This window comes from Chryseobacterium culicis, assembly GCF_900108365.1.
In the GTDB taxonomy this organism is placed as follows: Bacteria; Bacteroidota; Bacteroidia; order Flavobacteriales; family Weeksellaceae; genus Chryseobacterium; species Chryseobacterium culicis.
Map to the genome: position 1 here is coordinate 40,882 of NZ_FNWQ01000002.1, position 17,382 is coordinate 58,263.

Here is a 17,382-nt window from a genome sequence, read left to right on the forward strand (position 1 = left end):
ATCTCTCTATTTATTATCTCTCAGAGAAAATCTTTCGGTAGTACGAAGAACTACCGAGAGATTCTTATATTTTTTTTTAAACTTTGCTATAACCATAAAACAAAAATCATGAATATTGATAAAGCAGAATTTCTTTCATGGATGGACAGAATTATGACAAGATTCGATATCTTAAGTGAAAAAGTAAAAGAAAATCAAAATGGATTACGGAGTATTGACGGAGAACAATTATTAGATAATCAAGATGTTCTACAGTTATTAAAAATCAGTTCCAGGACTCTCCAGCGATACCGTTCAGAAGAAAGGTTATCATACTACACCATCAGCGGTAAGCTTTACTATAAGCTTTCAGATGTCCATCAATTAATTAGAAACAGCTTTAAATCTTCAAGGAAAGTCAAATGACGAATGAGTTTTTAAATTTTACGATTATTTTTTAGATTTTCAATTTTTGAAATAAGCTCTTCATAGTGTATCTGAGAATGACATTCCGGACATACCGACATTAAATCTTCTAATTTTTCCTTAAAAATATTGTCATAAGTTAAATGATGAACATGTAAAGCTGATTCTTTTTTACATCTTTGGCAAAGATTATTATCTCGATCAAAAACCTGTTTTCTTTTTACTTTCCATTCTTGTGATTCTAAATATTCATGATATTTTCCTCGGGGAGAAGATAAGTAATTTGAATATGACACTGATTCATAGGCAAGATTCTTATCATGGCTTATATTATTTTTCCATTGATCATAATAATCCATGTCAAATTCTCCACGAATTTCGATGTCTTTTGTATATTTTAAAGGAAAATTTCTCTTGGTTCCGCCACAATTTTTACACTGATCATAAAGCCTAAAATTTGGAGAAAATGAATTGTCATTTACAACAATTTTGAACGGATCACGACAACATTCATCAAACCTAACAATTTCTTGATATTGGCATTCTTTACATTGAAAAATATCATGAAACTCTGTTTCATAATAATGTTTAAGCAGTCCATTTTTGCATCTCCTACAATTCATTCTAAATAAATATGCTGATCTATTACCATTCCTTCTATAATCTCTTTAATACTTTTGAGACTTGACCTATTCTCTTTATATACCCTGTTTGAGAACATCACTGTCGGACAGTTTAATTAGATTTCCAACAGCGTCAACATCTTCGAAATGTATAGCAACAGGAATTACTTCATATCCTAATAAATAAGAAGTTTTAACTCGATGACGGCCGTCTTCGAATTCAATTTTTTTCTCAAATGCGTTGAAATGTATTTTTGGTGGATCAAGATATTCTTTATTGATCCAATGTTGTGTGATTCTATATATTCTTTGATTATTATTACTTTTAATATTCTCAGGAAGGAACAACGATGTCATATCTACCTCTCTAAAATTAGAATTTTTAATCAATTCCTCGGTTCTTACAAAATGTATTTTAAAAATACCTTCTTCCGGAAGTAAGTCTGAAGCTTTTATAGATGAACTGTTTTCATTGACTGCCCAATAAGGTTTAGGTGCTAATAATTTTATATCTTCAACCGTTTTTACTATGAATTCTTTCATTAAATCTGCCATAATCAAAAGTAATAATTCTTATCTAGAATAATTTCCTTATTAATATCGCCCCAAAAAACTTCTTTTTCTTTCCCACTCTGCGTATTCAAGATGGTGATCGATTTTATCATTTATATGACGTTTAATAGGAAGTAGAGAAATACCTAGAGATGATTTGCCTACAATAGATAATATATTTCTCCATTCAGCAGCGTTAATCTCCCCAAAACTGACATCACCTCTTACTACGGTTCCTCCATTACCTATCCAGTAAATCTGTTCAAATAACTTTACATCTTGTGTAAAGGTTAGAAATAATAAGATTATGTGCTCAAATAATTCTTTGAATGAATGTCTGACAATATTAATCAACAGATTCATACGGTCGGGATTTTCATAGTTATCAATACAATACTTTCTCAAAAAAGTAGCAGCTCTTTCACGATACAGAATATCTATATTCTCAAAAAACACATTGCAATCATGTGTTCCAACTGCAATAAGATAACTTTCTTTAGAAGCGAAATGGTCTAAGGTCTTAGATAATGAGGACTCAATATCTTTAATCTGCCAAATAAGCTTTAATTTTTTATTGTTTCCTGAATTCTTGTTATCAGCATCTTTATAAAAGTAGTCAGTGTAATCGGCAAGAAAGCTTGTGTCTTTTTGCAGTATGTTCAAAAATATTTTACCATTATAATCATAAAGCCTATGAATTTTACTTTGCTGAATAAATAGCTTTTTAACTAATTCTAAATCATTATTTAGTAACTCCAGACTTTCTTCAAGAAAGTCTGTTTTAACTATAATTTCGATCTTTTCTAACTCGTTTCTTTCTGTTATAATGTTAATGAGTTTATGGAAAATTGTAGAGTCTATTCTCAAAAACTTGTGCAAGTATTCAAAGTAGATATAAGTTCTTTCATTTATCTTTCTAATACTATTAATAAGTTTTTTAATGTATGAATTGTTAATCAATGAATCATCTAAGTAATAGAAGTAAGATACTTCCCAAGATGCTTGATGTTGATATTTCTCGTCGATAATTATATTCCAAAGGGAAACGCTCTCAATTTCATTTTTAAGATTATTTTGAAAAATCTTTATTGGTATGTAATTTACTGAGTTATCGTCTTTAATAACTTCCTTTAAAACAGCAAGGCCGATTTCTTTATTATGCTTGTAGTTTTCATCAATCACAAGATCCAAAGAATTATTATATTCGTAGTCATTCGCTGCCTGATTTTTTAAATATTTGAAAGTATTATAAAACTTAGTTACTTCTGCTACATTACAAAACACAAATGAAGATCGAATTTCTTTTTCTTTTAATCGATCATATTCGCGATAATCTTCGTAATCATATCTTTCTTTGTCTCTAATTCTGTCCCAGTCTAATTTTAGATATGCTTTGTAAATATCATTAGTGTATTTATTCAATAGTCTACTGAATGCATCATTCTTGATTTTATGTTTTTTCCATAATCTAACTTGATTTTGAACATATCTACAATCGACAAATGATTCTGATTGCAAATGTTGCTCAATAATTTGAAGGACAAAAGGCATATCAAAAGTCATTAATTCCTTAGAAATCCCTGGATAAGGCTCTCCAAAGCTTAATAGTAAGTTTAAGGCCTGCTTAGGATAGCAACTGAAATATTGATTAAATGTAATCCATATATTTTCTCTTAGGTCTTGTATTTTTTTATCATTAGGTGTACTATAGATACGAGTTGTAACAATATCCTTTTGAAATCCGTGAGATGTAAACTCAATTTTTAAGAATGTTTTTGACAACTCAAAAAATGCTGCAGCAAAAATGGTTTCATTTTTTTGTAATTTTTCAATCAGGAGTTCAAAAAGGATAATTTGCCTTAAAAAATCAATTGATTCATCCTCTCTATCAAAACCAATTACTTCTACTATTTTGTGAATAAACTCTGGAAGGTGTTGTGGTTTCTTTTTAGCATACTCGAAACCTAATTCTAAAGATTCTTTAAGATAATCGGTATTAAGAAAAAAATGACCAAGAAGCTTTATTATTTTATTTTGATTGTATACAAAATCATTTGGTTCATAGCTTACATTATATTGATCCAGTTCAAGATTAGGCAGAGGTTGAAGTGTTAGGTATATATATTCAAGGGTCTGATTTTGAAGAAAAAACCAAAAAGAGGACAAAAAATTAATCGCTTTTTCCTCTTCAGTGTTTTTAACTTTATTCCAGTATTTTACAAGTGAATCATACAATTTCTGCTTTATATCATTATGATTAAACATATTCCTAGCAGATATTACATTTTCATCAAACCTTTTTTGATGAGATTCAAAGTAGTTGTAAATAAGAATATCAAAAGATAATAGCTTGTCTTTTATAAATGTTCTATAAAAAAAATAGATTGCTAGATTTTGTTCTGCTATTTTGACATGATTATGTTGGATTTCGACGAGTTCTAATCTGTCAAGTTTTTCTATGGCATGAAAAAAATCTGAATAACCAATATCAAAATGGTTGAGGATTGATTCTGTTATTTCTCTATCATGAAAAGGGATTGTGTGAAAAAAAGCTATTAGACCTAAACATTTAATGTTGAAATCATTCGAGAACTCTCCATTGTCTTTTATAAACGTGCTAAAATACATTTCAAACAACCCAGAAATGTCATTTAACACATTAATATCTTTCTTAGCAACTGCCAACTGTGTTGCCATTATTGCAATTCTTGGGTTTCCATTAGCAATGTTAACGATATTGTATAAATAATCATGGTTCGTAATATTAAAAGGTTCAGTTTTAATAATACCTGTGATTTGTTCATCACTTAATTTTTGTAGATATAATTTGTGAGGTAAAAAGTCAGTACATAGAAGTTTAAGACTTTCATAAGCGTAATCGCGAACTGTGCAAATAATTTTTAAATTCCCCTTTCTTATTCCTCTGTTAAAGCCTAAGATTTGGTTGAAAGCATCAATTCGGTTTGCATCATCTACAAAAAGTATGTAATCTTTGTCATCATTAAAATATTGATTTAAATCGTCCAATAATGAATGATGCTTATAAGAAATACAGAAAGACTGATATGACTTATTTTCAGTAACAAAATTCTTGATGCATTCTAAAACTAATTTCGTTTTACCAACGCCCGGAGCTCCAGTTAAAATAATAAAGTCATGCTTTAATAAATCGGTTTTAAGTGAGTACAGCTCTGATTCTCGATGTAAGAATGGGTTATCTAAAGGAGTTGCAATACTTTTAGAAGCTTTATTGTATTCATTTATGAATACATCCATTGATACGATCTGTCCAGTATCTAAAGTAATACCAAGGTAGTGGCTAGCCAAATCTCTGTGCTGCAAGTGGAGTTCCATGGCTAAGGAATCTAAAGTGTTAATCGTAAGGTTGATATTTGTGTGTTCAAGAACTTTGTGTAACTTTTCAATTTCATTAGTCTTCAGTTTAAAGTTTACACATAAAATAATTTCTTCTATTTTTTCAGGACTAATTGTAGTTTTGGAATGATCGATACAATTCGAAATATCTTTTATCAATTTGTTGACTCCTTCTGAAATATTTGTGGAATATTCTACAAAAAGATATTTTCCATGTGGGAGAAGTGTTAATGTATCGGGTGTTCCTTTTATTGTTTTTTGTTTACCTTGCTGGCTTCCTGTTCTCGAAAAAGCTCTATATTTTTGATTTTTTCTTAGAAGAAAACTATCACAAAGTTCCTGAAATGCCGTTTCGTTGATTTCTTTTAATGCATTCTCGATCGACTGTAGCCTGCTCATTAGGTTTAAATTTGATAATTGCGAGGGAATTTAGCAAATTTAAAAATCAAACGTAAAAATTTTGATAATAATATACTATAGTTTGGCTTGCAGAGAAATATTTTTGTGAGGCAACCTAAGAGAGATCATTAAGATATTTTAATATCAATAAAGAAAATCTGAAGATTATGGCAAACCGTATTTTTTAAATTTGTAATAATTGTATCTTTAAAAGATTATCAAAAATTAATTATTATTTGGGATTTGAGACCTATTGGAAAATGGGTGAAAGTATAGCTTTTTAGAAGTTATCGATGTTAACTCAACTATAAATGTGCTAAAATAAAAGGATATATTAAATCTTCAAATAGAGGAATATAGCTTTGATAAGAGGTTTCTGGTGGAGAGGGACATAAGGATTTAATTTATATCTTAGGGATTATATAAACTATACTAATACTATAACCGTGTACTTATCTAATTTAAAACTGTGGAATTTCAGAAAATTCGGTTCACAAGGGGATATAAATCCTGAAATTCCAAATCTGGATTTAAATCTTACTAAGGGTTTAAATGTGATTATTGGTGAAAATGATAGTGGTAAAACGGCCATTATTGATGCCATAAAACTTGTACTTAAAACGCATAGTTATGACTATATACGAGTTGAGGATAAAGATTTTTATAATGGTACAAACCATTTCAGAATAGAATTGACTTTCGAAAGCTTAGTACCCGATGAAGCTAAAAATTTCACAGAATGGCTGGGCTGGGTAGGCAGTGGAGAAAATTCAACGCCCTTTTTAAGATTAAGTTATGATGTCACAAAACAAGATGGAAAAATATTGCCCGCCGATATAAGGGCTGGTGTTGATGAAGATGGTTATCTGCTAACGGCAGAAGCAAAAGAATACCTAAAAACAACGTATTTGAAGCCGTTGCGAGATGCGGAAAATGAATTGGTTGCCAAGCGTAATTCAAGATTGTCACAAATTCTTTTAGGTGATGAAGCATTTAAAGGGAGAGAAAATACAAATGAGTTGGTACATATTTTTTCCAGTTTGAAGACCAGTTTAGAAGATTATTTTCAGGGCGAGTTTGAAGTCAAAACCACAAATGAAGCAGGCGAAGAACAAATTAACAAGCCACAGGATGGAAAGCAAATAAAAGATAAGATTGACAGCTATATTAAAGGCTTCTATGGCGATAATTTTGAAGCAGCGTTTAATGCGACTTCCAATGACATAAAAAGCATTCTGGAAAAACTAACCTTGTTTTTGAAAGATGAACTCAACCCAGGTTTGGGTACGCTGAACCGATTATTTATGGCAGCCGAATTACTTCATTTGAACAAATCAAATTGGAGTGGCTTACGTTTAGGATTAGTCGAGGAATTGGAAGCACATCTTCATCCACAAGCCCAGATGCAGGTGATAGAGGCACTTCAAAAACAAGGAGCAATTCAATTAATTCTAACAACCCATAGTCCAAATTTAGCATCCAAACTAAAACTGGAAAATTTAATAATTTGCAATAATGGCAATGCTTTTCCAATGGGTGATCCTTACACCAAATTAAGTGGAGACAATTATAAGTTTTTAGAAAAATTCCTTGACACTACAAAGGCAAATTTATTTTTTGCAAAAGGTGTTATTTTAGTAGAGGGTTGGGCGGAAGAAATTCTCTTGCCAAGTATAGCAAAAGCTATAGGAATTAATCTAACAGAAAAGGGTATTTCGATTGTAAACATTGGACATATAGGCTTTGAACACTATTCGAAAATTTATCTTCGTAATGTAGAACCATTTATGACAATTCCTGTGGCCGTAATTACTGATTCTGATGTAAACGAATATGAAAAAGACGGAAATGATTACATAAAAAGGGATATGGATACTGTTCAACAGGAAACACAACAAAAAATAGAAAGTATAATTGGACAAGCAGAGCAAAGTGTACAATACTTTGTAGCTCCAAACTGGACATTAGAATATTCGTTGTTTAAATCAACAAGTTTAACAACACTGTTTCAAACGGTAGTTAAAGCAATTCATACAGGTACCGATTGGACTGATTTTGAAAAAGCCCTTGCGAAAAAATTGATAAATAAAGGTTTAAAAAAGACTGAAATTGCTTATCAAATTGCAAATGCTATTGATGAAGATTTGATTAAACCTGAAAGGGAAATTCAAATTGGGGAAATTGATGCCATAAACTATCTTGTAAACGCCATTAAGTATGCTACAGGGAATTGACATAACCGACGACGATATTCAGTATGCTGAAAGAATACTTTTGCCTGAAGGAAAAGAATTTGATGATGAACGAAAAGCGTTTATCAGAAATCTTAGTACCATAGATTTACAAGCCGTTCCCGGTAGCGGAAAAACAACAGCACTTTTAGCAAAATTGCTTATTATAGAACGAAAGCTTCCTTTTCCCGATGGTTCAGGAATTCTTATAATATCTCATACAAACGCAGCCATAGATGAAATAAAAGGAAAAGTACAAAAGCATTGTCCCAAACTTTTTTCTTATCCAAATTTTATTGGAACAATTCAAAGTTTTGTAGATGAGTTTCTAGCCATTCCATTTTACATTTCAACCTTTAAGAAAAAACCGAATAGGATAGATAATGAAATTTATGAAGAGACAATAACTAAAAATCTGAAATTTAATTTGAGAGGTTTCACAACTCAAGAACAAAAAAATGCAAAATATTTTCTAATTGGAAATAATTGCCAATTCTCATTTAGGTTGGTATATCAAAATGCTCAAATTAAATTAGTCAGTTCAATCAATGGGGAGGAATTACCAATTACAAAACCGAAAAGAGGCAAAAACTGGCAAGACTTTTCAAATGTTGACAAAAACAGAATAAGAGAATGGCTTGTAAAGTTTAAATCCTCAATTATGAAAAAGGAGGGCACTTTACATTTTGATGATGCTTATTTTTTAGCTGATGTTTATCTCAGCAAGATTCCATTGATAAAAGTTATTTTACAAAAACGTTTCTCTCTTGTTTTTGTAGATGAAATGCAAGACATGGATATACATCAATATAATCTGTTAGAAAAAGTGTTCTATGATGAAGGAAATAGTATTTCAATAATCCAACGAATTGGAGATAAAAATCAAGCTATATATAATTCGGTTAAAGCAACTGATATTTGGGAAGATAGGGCAGACGTTTTACGACTAAACGGTAGCCAAAGACTTAGTAAACCAATCGCCGATGTTGTGAAAAAGTTTGCCTTGTACAATGATGCTAACTTTAATATTGTTGGTTTAAATGAATGTGTCATAAAGCCGCATATCTTGATATTTGAAAATGCAACAATTGGTAACCTTATCCCTCAATTTGCACAAATTGTAAGAACATACAAAGAGCAGGGCAGTTTTACCAACTCTGAAAAATCGGTTAAGGTCATTTGTTGGAACACAGACTGGAAAGATGACGATGCTAGTCGTCAAGATGCTGGTAAGTTGCGATTGGAAGACTATCACAAAGGATTTAAAAAGGAAAAGAGCAAGCCTAAACAAGATTATGATTGTTTGAAAAGCTACTTACTATTTTATGACAAGAGCAGGCAGACTTTAGGACCTTTAAGGAAGAATATTTTAAATGCTTTTCTCAAAATTTTGCGCTTAGAAAATATAAATACTTCAGATGGGCGACCATACACAAAGAAAAAATTAATTAATTTTATTAGAGAAAAAGATTATCAAAAATATGAAGAGCTAAATCTAAATATTTATAACTGGTCAATTGGGGTAATTAAGGGAAACACAAGTGAGGTATTTGATGGGGTTAGAGCATACATCCCAAATTTCTTTGCAATATTTTCTGAAGTTGCACTTTCAACAAGCCTACCATTTATCAATAATGATACTACAGGGGTATTTGAAGTTAGTACAGAAACATTAGAAATTTCGAATCATTACAAAGAAGAAGGACTTGAAATTGAAATTGCAAGTGTTCACGCTGTAAAGGGGCAAACACATTGTGCTACTTTATATTTAGAATCGTATTTTCAAGGTAACTATGAATCTGAAAGACTAACAAATCAATTCTTGGGAAATAGCTTTGATGATAGAAGAGTATATCATAGGAGTTCAATAAAAATGGCATATGTTGGATTTTCAAGACCGACAGATCTACTATGTATTGCTGTTCACAAAGATAGATTTGATAAATATCTCCCTGGTATTAATAAAGAAGAATGGGAGATAATAAATGTACAAAATGATAGATAACAGGTATGATTAATTTTTTAAAAAAAGATACTAGGCTGGTTTTGTGCTACACTCCTGAATATGCAGGTTCTGTTAATTGGATAACAGATGCTATTAAAGCCAAAGGGTTTGTAAAACTTAAAAAGACCTTTCGTTATACAGAAGTGGATATTCTGAATAGCACCGAATTTGAGGAGACAACAGAAATAGATGATTACGTTGATCCCGAAATGGAAGTAACCATATTCTTCATATTTGCAGAACTTACGGGAGATTATTATAAAGTAAGAAGGGGCGTTCTTATCGACAACTTTGATATATACATAGATAAGAATGTTCCGTTAAAGACAAATTTTTTTGTTGCAGATTCAGACGTTTCTGTTTTCCAGGTAATTAAAAACATATCCCTTCAGAACTTTTATTTGGGAGGGGATAATCCAAGCGCTGTACCCGTAGAAGAATTTGAAAAACTCTTAAAACATTTTCCAAATTCTTATGAAAGGCGTAAATATGTTGAAGCCCGACTCTCCTCCTTGTTAAGAAATTATTTGGACGGAGTCAAGGATGCCGAAAAGATATACCAGAAGTATCTGAATACAAAATTGTCTAAGCATGGTACAGATTTGACCGAAGTTTTCCGCAATGTAGAACTTGTAAAATACCAAACGATTCTTGAAAAATTGCGAGAAATGTTGAAAGATGAAAGCCAGTATAGTGAACATCAATGGCAGGAAGAAATATTGCAAATTATTTTATTGCTTTATCCAAAATACATTTTCGCTTTTAAATCGGTTCCGATCCAAGCGAGGTTAGCAGATGGAATAAAAGACAAACAGCTTGACCTTCTTTTAATAGATTCTAACGGGTACATTGATGTTATTGAAATAAAGAAACCTTTTGAAAATGCTATTATGACTAAAGGGGTCTACCGGGAAAACTATATTCCTCTTAGAGAACTTTCAGGAACAGTCATGCAAATTGAAAAATACATCTATTACCTGAACCGCTGGAGTCTGGAAGGAGAACTTTTTTTAAGTAAAAGATACAAAAACCAATTGCCCGAAGGTTTTGATATTAAAATAGCGAACCCAAATGGATTAATTATTATGGGTAGGGAGAATAATTTATCTTCTCAGCAAAAAAATGATTTTGAGGTAGTAAAAAGGAAATATAAAAATATTGTTGATATAATTACTTATGACAATTTAATAGAACGACTACAATTTACGATTGAACAAATTCAAAAGATGGAACTAAAAGATGGAACTACATAAGTTATTTATATTTTCAAAAGATACCAATGCCTTTGCAGCACAACGAGGCTATAACTATCAAACACTAAAAACTCTTGAAACCTGGATTAGCAATTTTTTTGATGACATAAATGAAGATATTTATTGCGAATTTGAAGGAGATATTTTCCAAAAGGACCCCTTATCGAAAAAACTTACATTTGGCCAAATAAAACTTTATTCCAGTAATTTTTCCTTTTAAAGCAAAGAGATCAAAAAATGTATTTGTCATTTTTTTACACTTCATGTAAAATCTGATTACAACGATTTCTCTAAAGAGTAGTTTATTGAGAATAGTTTATTGAGAATAGTAAATCTTTATTTAAAGTTTAGGTATCTTAAATCTTAGGCTATATTTATTCTTGAGATTTTAAACTGTCAAAAATATTTTTAATTGCTTTATTTTCAATCTCACTTTCAGAACGTTCAATAAAACTATTTTCCAAATTCCAATCATATTCACCTTCAGATTCTTTTTTGCTTTCAATTTTTGCTTCAATTCTTTGCTTATGATTCAAATAAGGAATATTATATTTTTCTGCAATTTTAACGATTTCGTAGAGTTTATCTTCAAGATAATCATCTTCAACATGATCAACCTCGATTTCTAAAAGTGTATTAATTCTTTGCCTATGCCTTTCATCATTAGAAACAATATCTAAGTATTTATCCCCAAAAGTCATTTCAAGTCTTTCAAATTCTTCAAAATCATTTATATCTAGTATACTTTCCGAAATATGATATAAGATACTGGTGACGTCAAATTCTATTTCATATTGAAGTTCTTCAATTAAATCAATAAATGCTTTAATATCATAACTGTCAAGTTCAAAAACTTTTGGTTTTAGTAATTCTTTAAACTTAGATATAACTAGTTTTTTTAAATGAGAAAAGTTTTCAATATTAAAATGTTTAATAATTTCACTCAATTTAGTATAATCTGAAAAATGAGTTTCTGAATATCGTGATGATGTTGTAGAATTTAAATCATCGAATTCATTATTCAGTTTGTTTAAAACAAGAGTTATTTGAGTGTCGTCTAATAAAATTTTATTATTTCTGTAATTATAATCGCTTTTGGAGTATGAAAAAACTTTAAATAGTTGATTAAAGTATGATGCTGAAGAAATTATATCTGAGACGTAGCCTGGTAAATCTCTAAAATAACAAACCAAGAAATCTTGAACAGATGGATTTTGATATTTAACCAAAATTTGATTGTCTGTATCTCTCATTGTTCTGATAAATGTATTTTCGAGTTCACTTATGGATTTTTTAAAGTCAATATCATTATAAGTAATTCCATACTTTTGAAAGTGATTCTTAGCAAAATTTTGTGTTATTGATTGTATAACCTTTAAAGAAATTGGAGTACCTGCGGAAAGTAAATTTGCTAAGATACATTGGGACAATGGTGAAATTTGGTTTTCGTATACATGTTTCCAGACGCCTTCAGGGTTTTTAATAAATTCAATAAAATGCATAGAAAATTCTGAAGATTCTAAATTTTTCCATATCTCGTCCTTAGTGATAGTTTGAATAATTCGTGGATTGAAACTAGAATGTTCAATAATAGCTTTATAAGTAGCATTTGATAGCAAATTTTCAATGTATTCAACAGGTAAATTAGAAAAATAAATATGGTTATATAAAATTTTAGCTTTTACAATTTTCGTATATTCAGATAAATCAATTATGCACTTAGCAACTTCAAGTGACGGATTGTTGAAAGAATCATATTTTTGTTTGGCTTGTGCTAATATATATTCACGAGTCGTAAATATTATTATCTTATCTTTTGATTTTGATACTCTTTCAATAAACTTGACTATTCTTTGCTCCTCATTAGTAAGTAGTTTATTTTCAATGAAATTAGTGCCTAAAAAATCATCAAATAGAAAAATTTGCTTCACTCCTTCTTTATAGCTTTGATATGCTTCATTTATAGAGTCTGATAAAAAAATAAATTCTTCAAAACCATTAGCTAGATAATAATACGACAAAATTCTTGCTAAGGTCGTTTTTCCAATTCCAGGAATACCTGAAATGATTATATACCTTTTATCTTTAATAATATCAATTGCTTTATAATAGCTTTTATTATCAACATATAGATTTATCGTTTCTTTAATTGTTTCCTCTTCGAAATTAGATTGATTATGTATTTTACTATGAAGAATGCGTTCTAATATCTTTGCGCTTGACAACCATAATTTGAAATGTTGAGTTTCTATTTCATTGTAAATTGACAACAGGTTATTAAGGTCATTGCAACCCAATATATCATTTGTATTTATGATAAATGGAGAAAATAAACTTAATATTTCATCTTTTTGATTTGGTGTTAGTCCTACGCTTGTTGATATTATATATCTTTTAGGATTAATAATTCGTACTTTGCTAACTTCCTTTTTTAAATTTGCAATTAATGATTTAAAATCTTTATAACGTTTACATTGTACTACAATTTCGTTGGCTTCTTCCGGAGAATATCTTAAATCAATTCCGTTATCACGACCAGATGTAAATGATTCAAACGTTACTTGAAGGTGTTTTTGTAATAAGTCTCTGGTTAGATCCTCAAACTCAGAAGGTGATAAATTTAAAAAATTATATTCCGGCATTTTTGTAGTGTGTTAAAAATGAAATCAATATTCAAATGAGTACATTGCATAGAAACGTTTTCAATAAAGTTCACGAAGTTAAATCTGCTTCTACTGTAAAATTTATTTTCAATTAAATTAATCAGGTTATCATAAACGTTTTAAGGCTGAAACCTTTCTTTAGATTTTTACGTGTTTGATTATTTTAATTCAATTACTTGAATTAATAAAGATGCTTTCAATTTAAGACAAATTGTGCAATACTGCAAACAAGAAAAAAGAAAACTCTAAACATCTCCATCCATTTAACACGATTTTTACAGCATGTAAATATTAGTATATGAACCAAAAATATTCTAAAACATAGATTGAACAATTACGGAAAGATTTAAATTCAAATATTAATCTCATTAACCGAACAAAAATAAATTAGAGGAGGAAATAAGTATGGAAAATGATGCTTCGGTTATAAACTTAAAACACTTCTCTCTCAGTATAAATTGTGGATAGTATAAGTTTAAAAAGATTTTTAGATTTTTTATCAAAAAATGTGTTAAAATCCATGTAAGTATAAAATGGTACCTACTTATTTTTTATAAACCTCTTACCGTAAACATTGCTAATTCGCAACTTTAATTACACTTAATAATGTCATTTAAAATTTTTTCTTTCTAAATAATCAACCTTGAAAATTCACAAAGTTTATCCAAATCTTCTACAAAAGTGTTCGGAAAATGCACCGCTACGTCACTTAAGGAGACAACTAAAAAATAGTTGTCTCTTTTTTACAGCCATAAATATCTCTTTATCAAATTCTTATAACCTGACTTTTTGTGTTTGATATTTTAAGCGCAAAATACTTAGTCTGTTTGAGTTAAACAGTCTGAAAGTGCCATAAAAGGCTTGTAATCTACAATCATTAAGTGTTCGAAATCTCCTTAAGGTTTTGGATTTTTCTTTCTTCTGATTTTTTGCTATTAAATATAGTAATTCCAATATAATTTTAGCTTCATTATCGCTTACCAACATCCCATTTTTAGCTCAAATAATAATTGTCTGTTCTACTGAAACATTCCTATTAGTAAAATTCATTTTTTCTAATATTTTTTTGTTGCTTTTTTTTTAGAATGCATGATTTAAACCTAAAGAAAGACTTCCTGTTTTATAATCAATATTGGTGGTGTTTTTATAGAAGAAAACAAGATTTTGGAATTTATGGTATCTCATTGGGCAATAAATTCCTTTTTTGTTTTTTCTAAAGCTTCCCAAATGCCTGAAAACCCTGGCTGAAGTACAAAGCTATCTCCTGCTTTTACAGTAAAACTCTTTCCTGTTTTCTGATCGGTAATGATAGACTTACCTTCTAAAATCCTACAGTATTCCCAATGATTGATAGAAAACTTCCATTTTCCTGTCTGCGACTCCCAAATTCCAAATTTTGCCCCATTCTTTGCTTCATCTAAAATCCAGCTACGGTGTTCAGGATTACCATAAATTAAATCAGATTTATCTAAATAAGAAACTTTGGGTGATTTAGAACTTAAATGATTTTTCGTTATAAAAATCATATCATGTTTCTTGTCTTTATGACCATAGACTATTCAAGCGGTGGTGATTAGAAATAATGAGACTAATTTTTTCATAATAAAAGTTATTTGGGCAAAATTATCTCCATATAATCATTTGTACTTTTCTATTAAGACCAATATTTAATTCTTTAAAAGCCAATTTCAAATTGATACTGTAAGAAAAACATTTTGAGCTAAATAGGATAATTTGAAAGGCTTTTCGTTCTTATATTTGCTGAAATATTAAAAATGAATAAAATTATAAAAATGCCCACTACATTGATTGACGGCCCTGTGCCTCAATCTAGCCTTTTACTGGACGGCTGTTCTGTGATAGAACAGTGTATTCACAGTATGGAAGCGGAAGGAACAATGTACTTGCAAGAGCTGTACTTTTTGCTTTACAGCAAAATGGGAATGTTTCTATAAATGATATTGTTATCAGTCCAACTGTTCAGAACTGGTAATTTTTTAATGAAGGGGCTTGCAGATATAATCTACTTTTTTAAAATTGTATTAATGTACATATTTCTGCAAGTTTATTTAAATCTTCTACAAAATTTTTCGAAAAATGCACCGCTGAGGTCCCTGAAAGGATATTTGTGATATTGTGAAAAAGTTTTATTTTTGTAAAGATTAAATTATTGAAAAATTAAGTTTTATAATAACTGAAACTATGGCAGAATCATGGCAGTTGTTATTCAAAAAGATCAAAATATAGATAGGGTAGAGGTTTTAAAGCATAGGTTCGAATCCCTCACTCTCCGCTTAGGGAGACGTTAATTGTTTAACGTCTCCTTTTTTTATGTGATTATCTTTACGGCCTTGGTCTGGATTTTGTATTCAGGTTTGAAAATGGCCAATGACCATATCGTGTAATAAGTTAGAGTTTATTATTATTAATTTGTTATGATAATCAATGAAAATTTTTTACCAGAGTTCGGTACAGAACATGTGGGTCTTTTTTCTAAAGAAACCCTGTTTAATAATGATGATACCCATCTTAATTTTTTCCAGATTAAAAGCAATATCCCTGAATTGACTGATGGCCAGAAGGATGATGTTAAGTGTAATATTCTTCAGCCAGTCAGCCTTTGAGGAAATTCAGCATGATTCGATGATAAGACAACGGATCATGGCTGGTATTAAATAACGAAATGATATAAATCTAAACATTATAATTATGCTTTGGACTGTATGTATTTTGTGTATGACCATCTTGGGACTGATGTTTTTATTGAAGAAATTCAATCAGCCCTATCTTATTGCCTATATTGTTGCCGGGGTGTTATTGGGACCTTATGCGGTAAAGCTATTCAACAAACCGGAAGAAATAGAAACAATCGGTGAAATAGGCATATTGCTGCTGATGTTTTTTATCGGAGTTGAAATCAATATTCCCAACAAAAAGAGTCTCATCATTAAGCCATTATTGGCTCAGGGGATGAAAATACTCTTAAGTGGTATATTTGCGTATTTTGTGGGTGAGCTGTTAAATCTGAAGATGGAAAGTGTGCTCCTAATCGCCATTCTGTTTATGTTCAATAGTACTGCGGTAGTTGTGGAGTTTTTGAAGAAGCACGGAACGCTGCATACTGCCTTTGGAATTATTATTCTCAATATTTTGCTGCTGCAGGATCTTCTTCTGGCGCCGGTGCTTACGGTGTTGAAATTCTGGAATAGTAAAGAGTTCAGTATATTAAATATGATGCTTCCCATTGCCATATGTCTCGGCATTTTTCTGATATTCCGAAAAATCAGGCACCTGAAGGAAATTAAATTCTCAAGTTCATTCCTGGAAAATGACCATGACCTCCAGGTGTTTGCCGGTTTACTGATTTGTCTTGGCTTTGGTCTTGTGGCAGAAACGGTCGGTATGAGCGCCGCATTGGGAAGTTTTATTGCAGGGGTCTTGGTAGGAAAAGTTCAGGCATTTCAATGGCTGGAACATTCCCTGCTTCCATTCAAGGTTTTCTTTGTTGCCTTGTTTTTTGTATCCATTGGTTTACGGCTGGACATCCATTATCTGATATCCAATTATAAGCTGATCACGATAGGAACTTTAATTGTACTGATAAGCAACAGTATTATGTCGGCGCTCTTTTTCAGGATTTTACATTTTAAATGGCAGGATAGTTTTTATGGAGGTGCGCTGCTTTCTCAGACAGGTGAATTTGGAATACTGGCTATTTCTATTGCTTACAAAACCGGTATGGTAGAATATGATCTCTATAAAGCCGGGCTGGGTATTACCTGCTTATCACTTTTATTGTCCACCATATGGATCAGCTGCGGCACGTTTTTCAGACTTCGTAAAAAGATTTCGTATTGAGAATAAGAAAGGAGTGAG

The 17,382-nt window shown here is 30.6% G+C and carries 12 protein-coding genes; 7 read left to right on the top strand and 5 right to left on the bottom strand.

What is annotated here, in order from left to right; translation table 11 throughout:
* Positions 1 to 108: 108 nt before the first annotated feature.
* Positions 109 to 405, top strand: coding sequence for a helix-turn-helix domain-containing protein (locus BLW74_RS06510; RefSeq protein WP_089690796.1), 297 nt, complete (start codon positions 109 to 111; stop codon positions 403 to 405).
* Positions 406 to 416: 11 nt separating this feature from the next.
* On the opposite strand, the gene BLW74_RS06515 is transcribed toward BLW74_RS06510, so the two are convergent.
* The 3 genes from BLW74_RS06515 to BLW74_RS06525 all read right to left on the bottom strand — a co-directional run bounded on the left by BLW74_RS06515 (position 417) and on the right by BLW74_RS06525 (position 5,354).
* A complete protein-coding gene (locus BLW74_RS06515; RefSeq protein WP_089690798.1) occupies positions 417 to 1,028 on the bottom strand; it encodes an HNH endonuclease in 612 nt (203 codons plus the stop codon).
* A gap of 75 nt (positions 1,029 to 1,103) precedes the next feature.
* The gene (locus BLW74_RS06520) at positions 1,104 to 1,583 is read right to left on the bottom strand and encodes a hypothetical protein (RefSeq protein ID WP_089690800.1); all 480 of its coding nucleotides are present in this window, start codon (positions 1,581 to 1,583) and stop codon (positions 1,104 to 1,106) included.
* A gap of 39 nt (positions 1,584 to 1,622) precedes the next feature.
* On the bottom strand, positions 1,623 to 5,354 hold the full coding sequence (locus BLW74_RS06525) for an nSTAND3 domain-containing NTPase (RefSeq protein ID WP_089690802.1): 3,732 nt from the start codon (positions 5,352 to 5,354) through the stop codon (positions 1,623 to 1,625).
* Positions 5,355 to 5,800: 446 nt separating this feature from the next.
* Between BLW74_RS06525 and BLW74_RS06530 the strand changes: the two genes are divergently transcribed.
* From BLW74_RS06530 to BLW74_RS06545, 4 genes are read left to right on the top strand one after another with little or no spacing between them, the layout of a single operon-like run.
* Positions 5,801 to 7,588 (top strand): ATP-dependent nuclease, encoded by a 1,788-nt coding sequence (locus BLW74_RS06530; RefSeq protein ID WP_089690804.1) that lies wholly within the window; start codon positions 5,801 to 5,803, stop codon positions 7,586 to 7,588.
* Positions 7,572 to 9,590, top strand: coding sequence for a UvrD-helicase domain-containing protein (locus BLW74_RS06535; protein WP_089690806.1), 2,019 nt, complete (start codon positions 7,572 to 7,574; stop codon positions 9,588 to 9,590). Before BLW74_RS06530 ends, BLW74_RS06535 begins: the two co-directional genes overlap by 17 nt.
* A gap of 5 nt (positions 9,591 to 9,595) precedes the next feature.
* Positions 9,596 to 10,843, top strand: a complete 1,248-nt coding sequence (locus BLW74_RS06540) for a Shedu immune nuclease family protein (RefSeq protein ID WP_089690809.1) — start codon at positions 9,596 to 9,598, stop codon at positions 10,841 to 10,843.
* Positions 10,830 to 11,063 (top strand): hypothetical protein, encoded by a 234-nt coding sequence (locus tag BLW74_RS06545; RefSeq protein ID WP_089690811.1) that lies wholly within the window; start codon positions 10,830 to 10,832, stop codon positions 11,061 to 11,063. Before BLW74_RS06540 ends, BLW74_RS06545 begins: the two co-directional genes overlap by 14 nt.
* A 154-nt stretch (positions 11,064 to 11,217) precedes the next feature.
* On the opposite strand, the gene BLW74_RS06550 is transcribed toward BLW74_RS06545, so the two are convergent.
* Together BLW74_RS06550 and BLW74_RS06560 are read right to left on the bottom strand one after the other, a co-directional pair.
* Entirely contained in the window at positions 11,218 to 13,485 is a 2,268-nt protein-coding gene (locus tag BLW74_RS06550; RefSeq protein ID WP_089690813.1) for an nSTAND3 domain-containing NTPase, read from the bottom strand.
* Positions 13,486 to 14,687: 1,202 nt separating this feature from the next.
* On the bottom strand, positions 14,688 to 15,032 hold the full coding sequence (locus BLW74_RS06560) for a cupin domain-containing protein (protein ID WP_089690815.1): 345 nt from the start codon (positions 15,030 to 15,032) through the stop codon (positions 14,688 to 14,690).
* Positions 15,033 to 15,281: 249 nt separating this feature from the next.
* Here BLW74_RS06560 and BLW74_RS06565 point away from each other — a divergent pair, with 249 nt between their 5' ends.
* Entirely contained in the window at positions 15,282 to 15,461 is a 180-nt protein-coding gene (locus BLW74_RS06565) for a hypothetical protein (protein WP_089690817.1), read from the top strand.
* Between the two features lie 754 nt (positions 15,462 to 16,215).
* A complete protein-coding gene (locus tag BLW74_RS06575) occupies positions 16,216 to 17,364 on the top strand; it encodes a cation:proton antiporter (RefSeq protein ID WP_228424800.1) in 1,149 nt (382 codons plus the stop codon).
* Positions 17,365 to 17,382: the final 18 nt, after the last annotated feature.

What these genes read in the sequence shown, in the direction of transcription:
- BLW74_RS06510 (WP_089690796.1), top strand. Translation starts at nt 109, where the DNA reads ATGAATATTGATAAAGCAGAATTTCTTTCATGGATGGACAGAATTATG.
- BLW74_RS06515 (WP_089690798.1), bottom strand. Translation starts at nt 1,028, where the DNA reads ATGAATTGTAGGAGATGCAAAAATGGACTGCTTAAACATTATTATGAA.
- BLW74_RS06520 (WP_089690800.1), bottom strand. Translation starts at nt 1,583, where the DNA reads ATGGCAGATTTAATGAAAGAATTCATAGTAAAAACGGTTGAAGATATA.
- BLW74_RS06525 (WP_089690802.1), bottom strand. Translation starts at nt 5,354, where the DNA reads ATGAGCAGGCTACAGTCGATCGAGAATGCATTAAAAGAAATCAACGAA.
- BLW74_RS06535 (WP_089690806.1), top strand. Translation starts at nt 7,572, where the DNA reads ATGCTACAGGGAATTGACATAACCGACGACGATATTCAGTATGCTGAA.
- BLW74_RS06540 (WP_089690809.1), top strand. Translation starts at nt 9,596, where the DNA reads ATGATTAATTTTTTAAAAAAAGATACTAGGCTGGTTTTGTGCTACACT.
- BLW74_RS06545 (WP_089690811.1), top strand. Translation starts at nt 10,830, where the DNA reads ATGGAACTACATAAGTTATTTATATTTTCAAAAGATACCAATGCCTTT.
- BLW74_RS06550 (WP_089690813.1), bottom strand. Translation starts at nt 13,485, where the DNA reads ATGCCGGAATATAATTTTTTAAATTTATCACCTTCTGAGTTTGAGGAT.
- BLW74_RS06560 (WP_089690815.1), bottom strand. Translation starts at nt 15,032, where the DNA reads ATGATTTTTATAACGAAAAATCATTTAAGTTCTAAATCACCCAAAGTT.
- BLW74_RS06565 (WP_089690817.1), top strand. Translation starts at nt 15,282, where the DNA reads ATGAATAAAATTATAAAAATGCCCACTACATTGATTGACGGCCCTGTG.
- BLW74_RS06575 (WP_228424800.1), top strand. Translation starts at nt 16,216, where the DNA reads ATGCTTTGGACTGTATGTATTTTGTGTATGACCATCTTGGGACTGATG.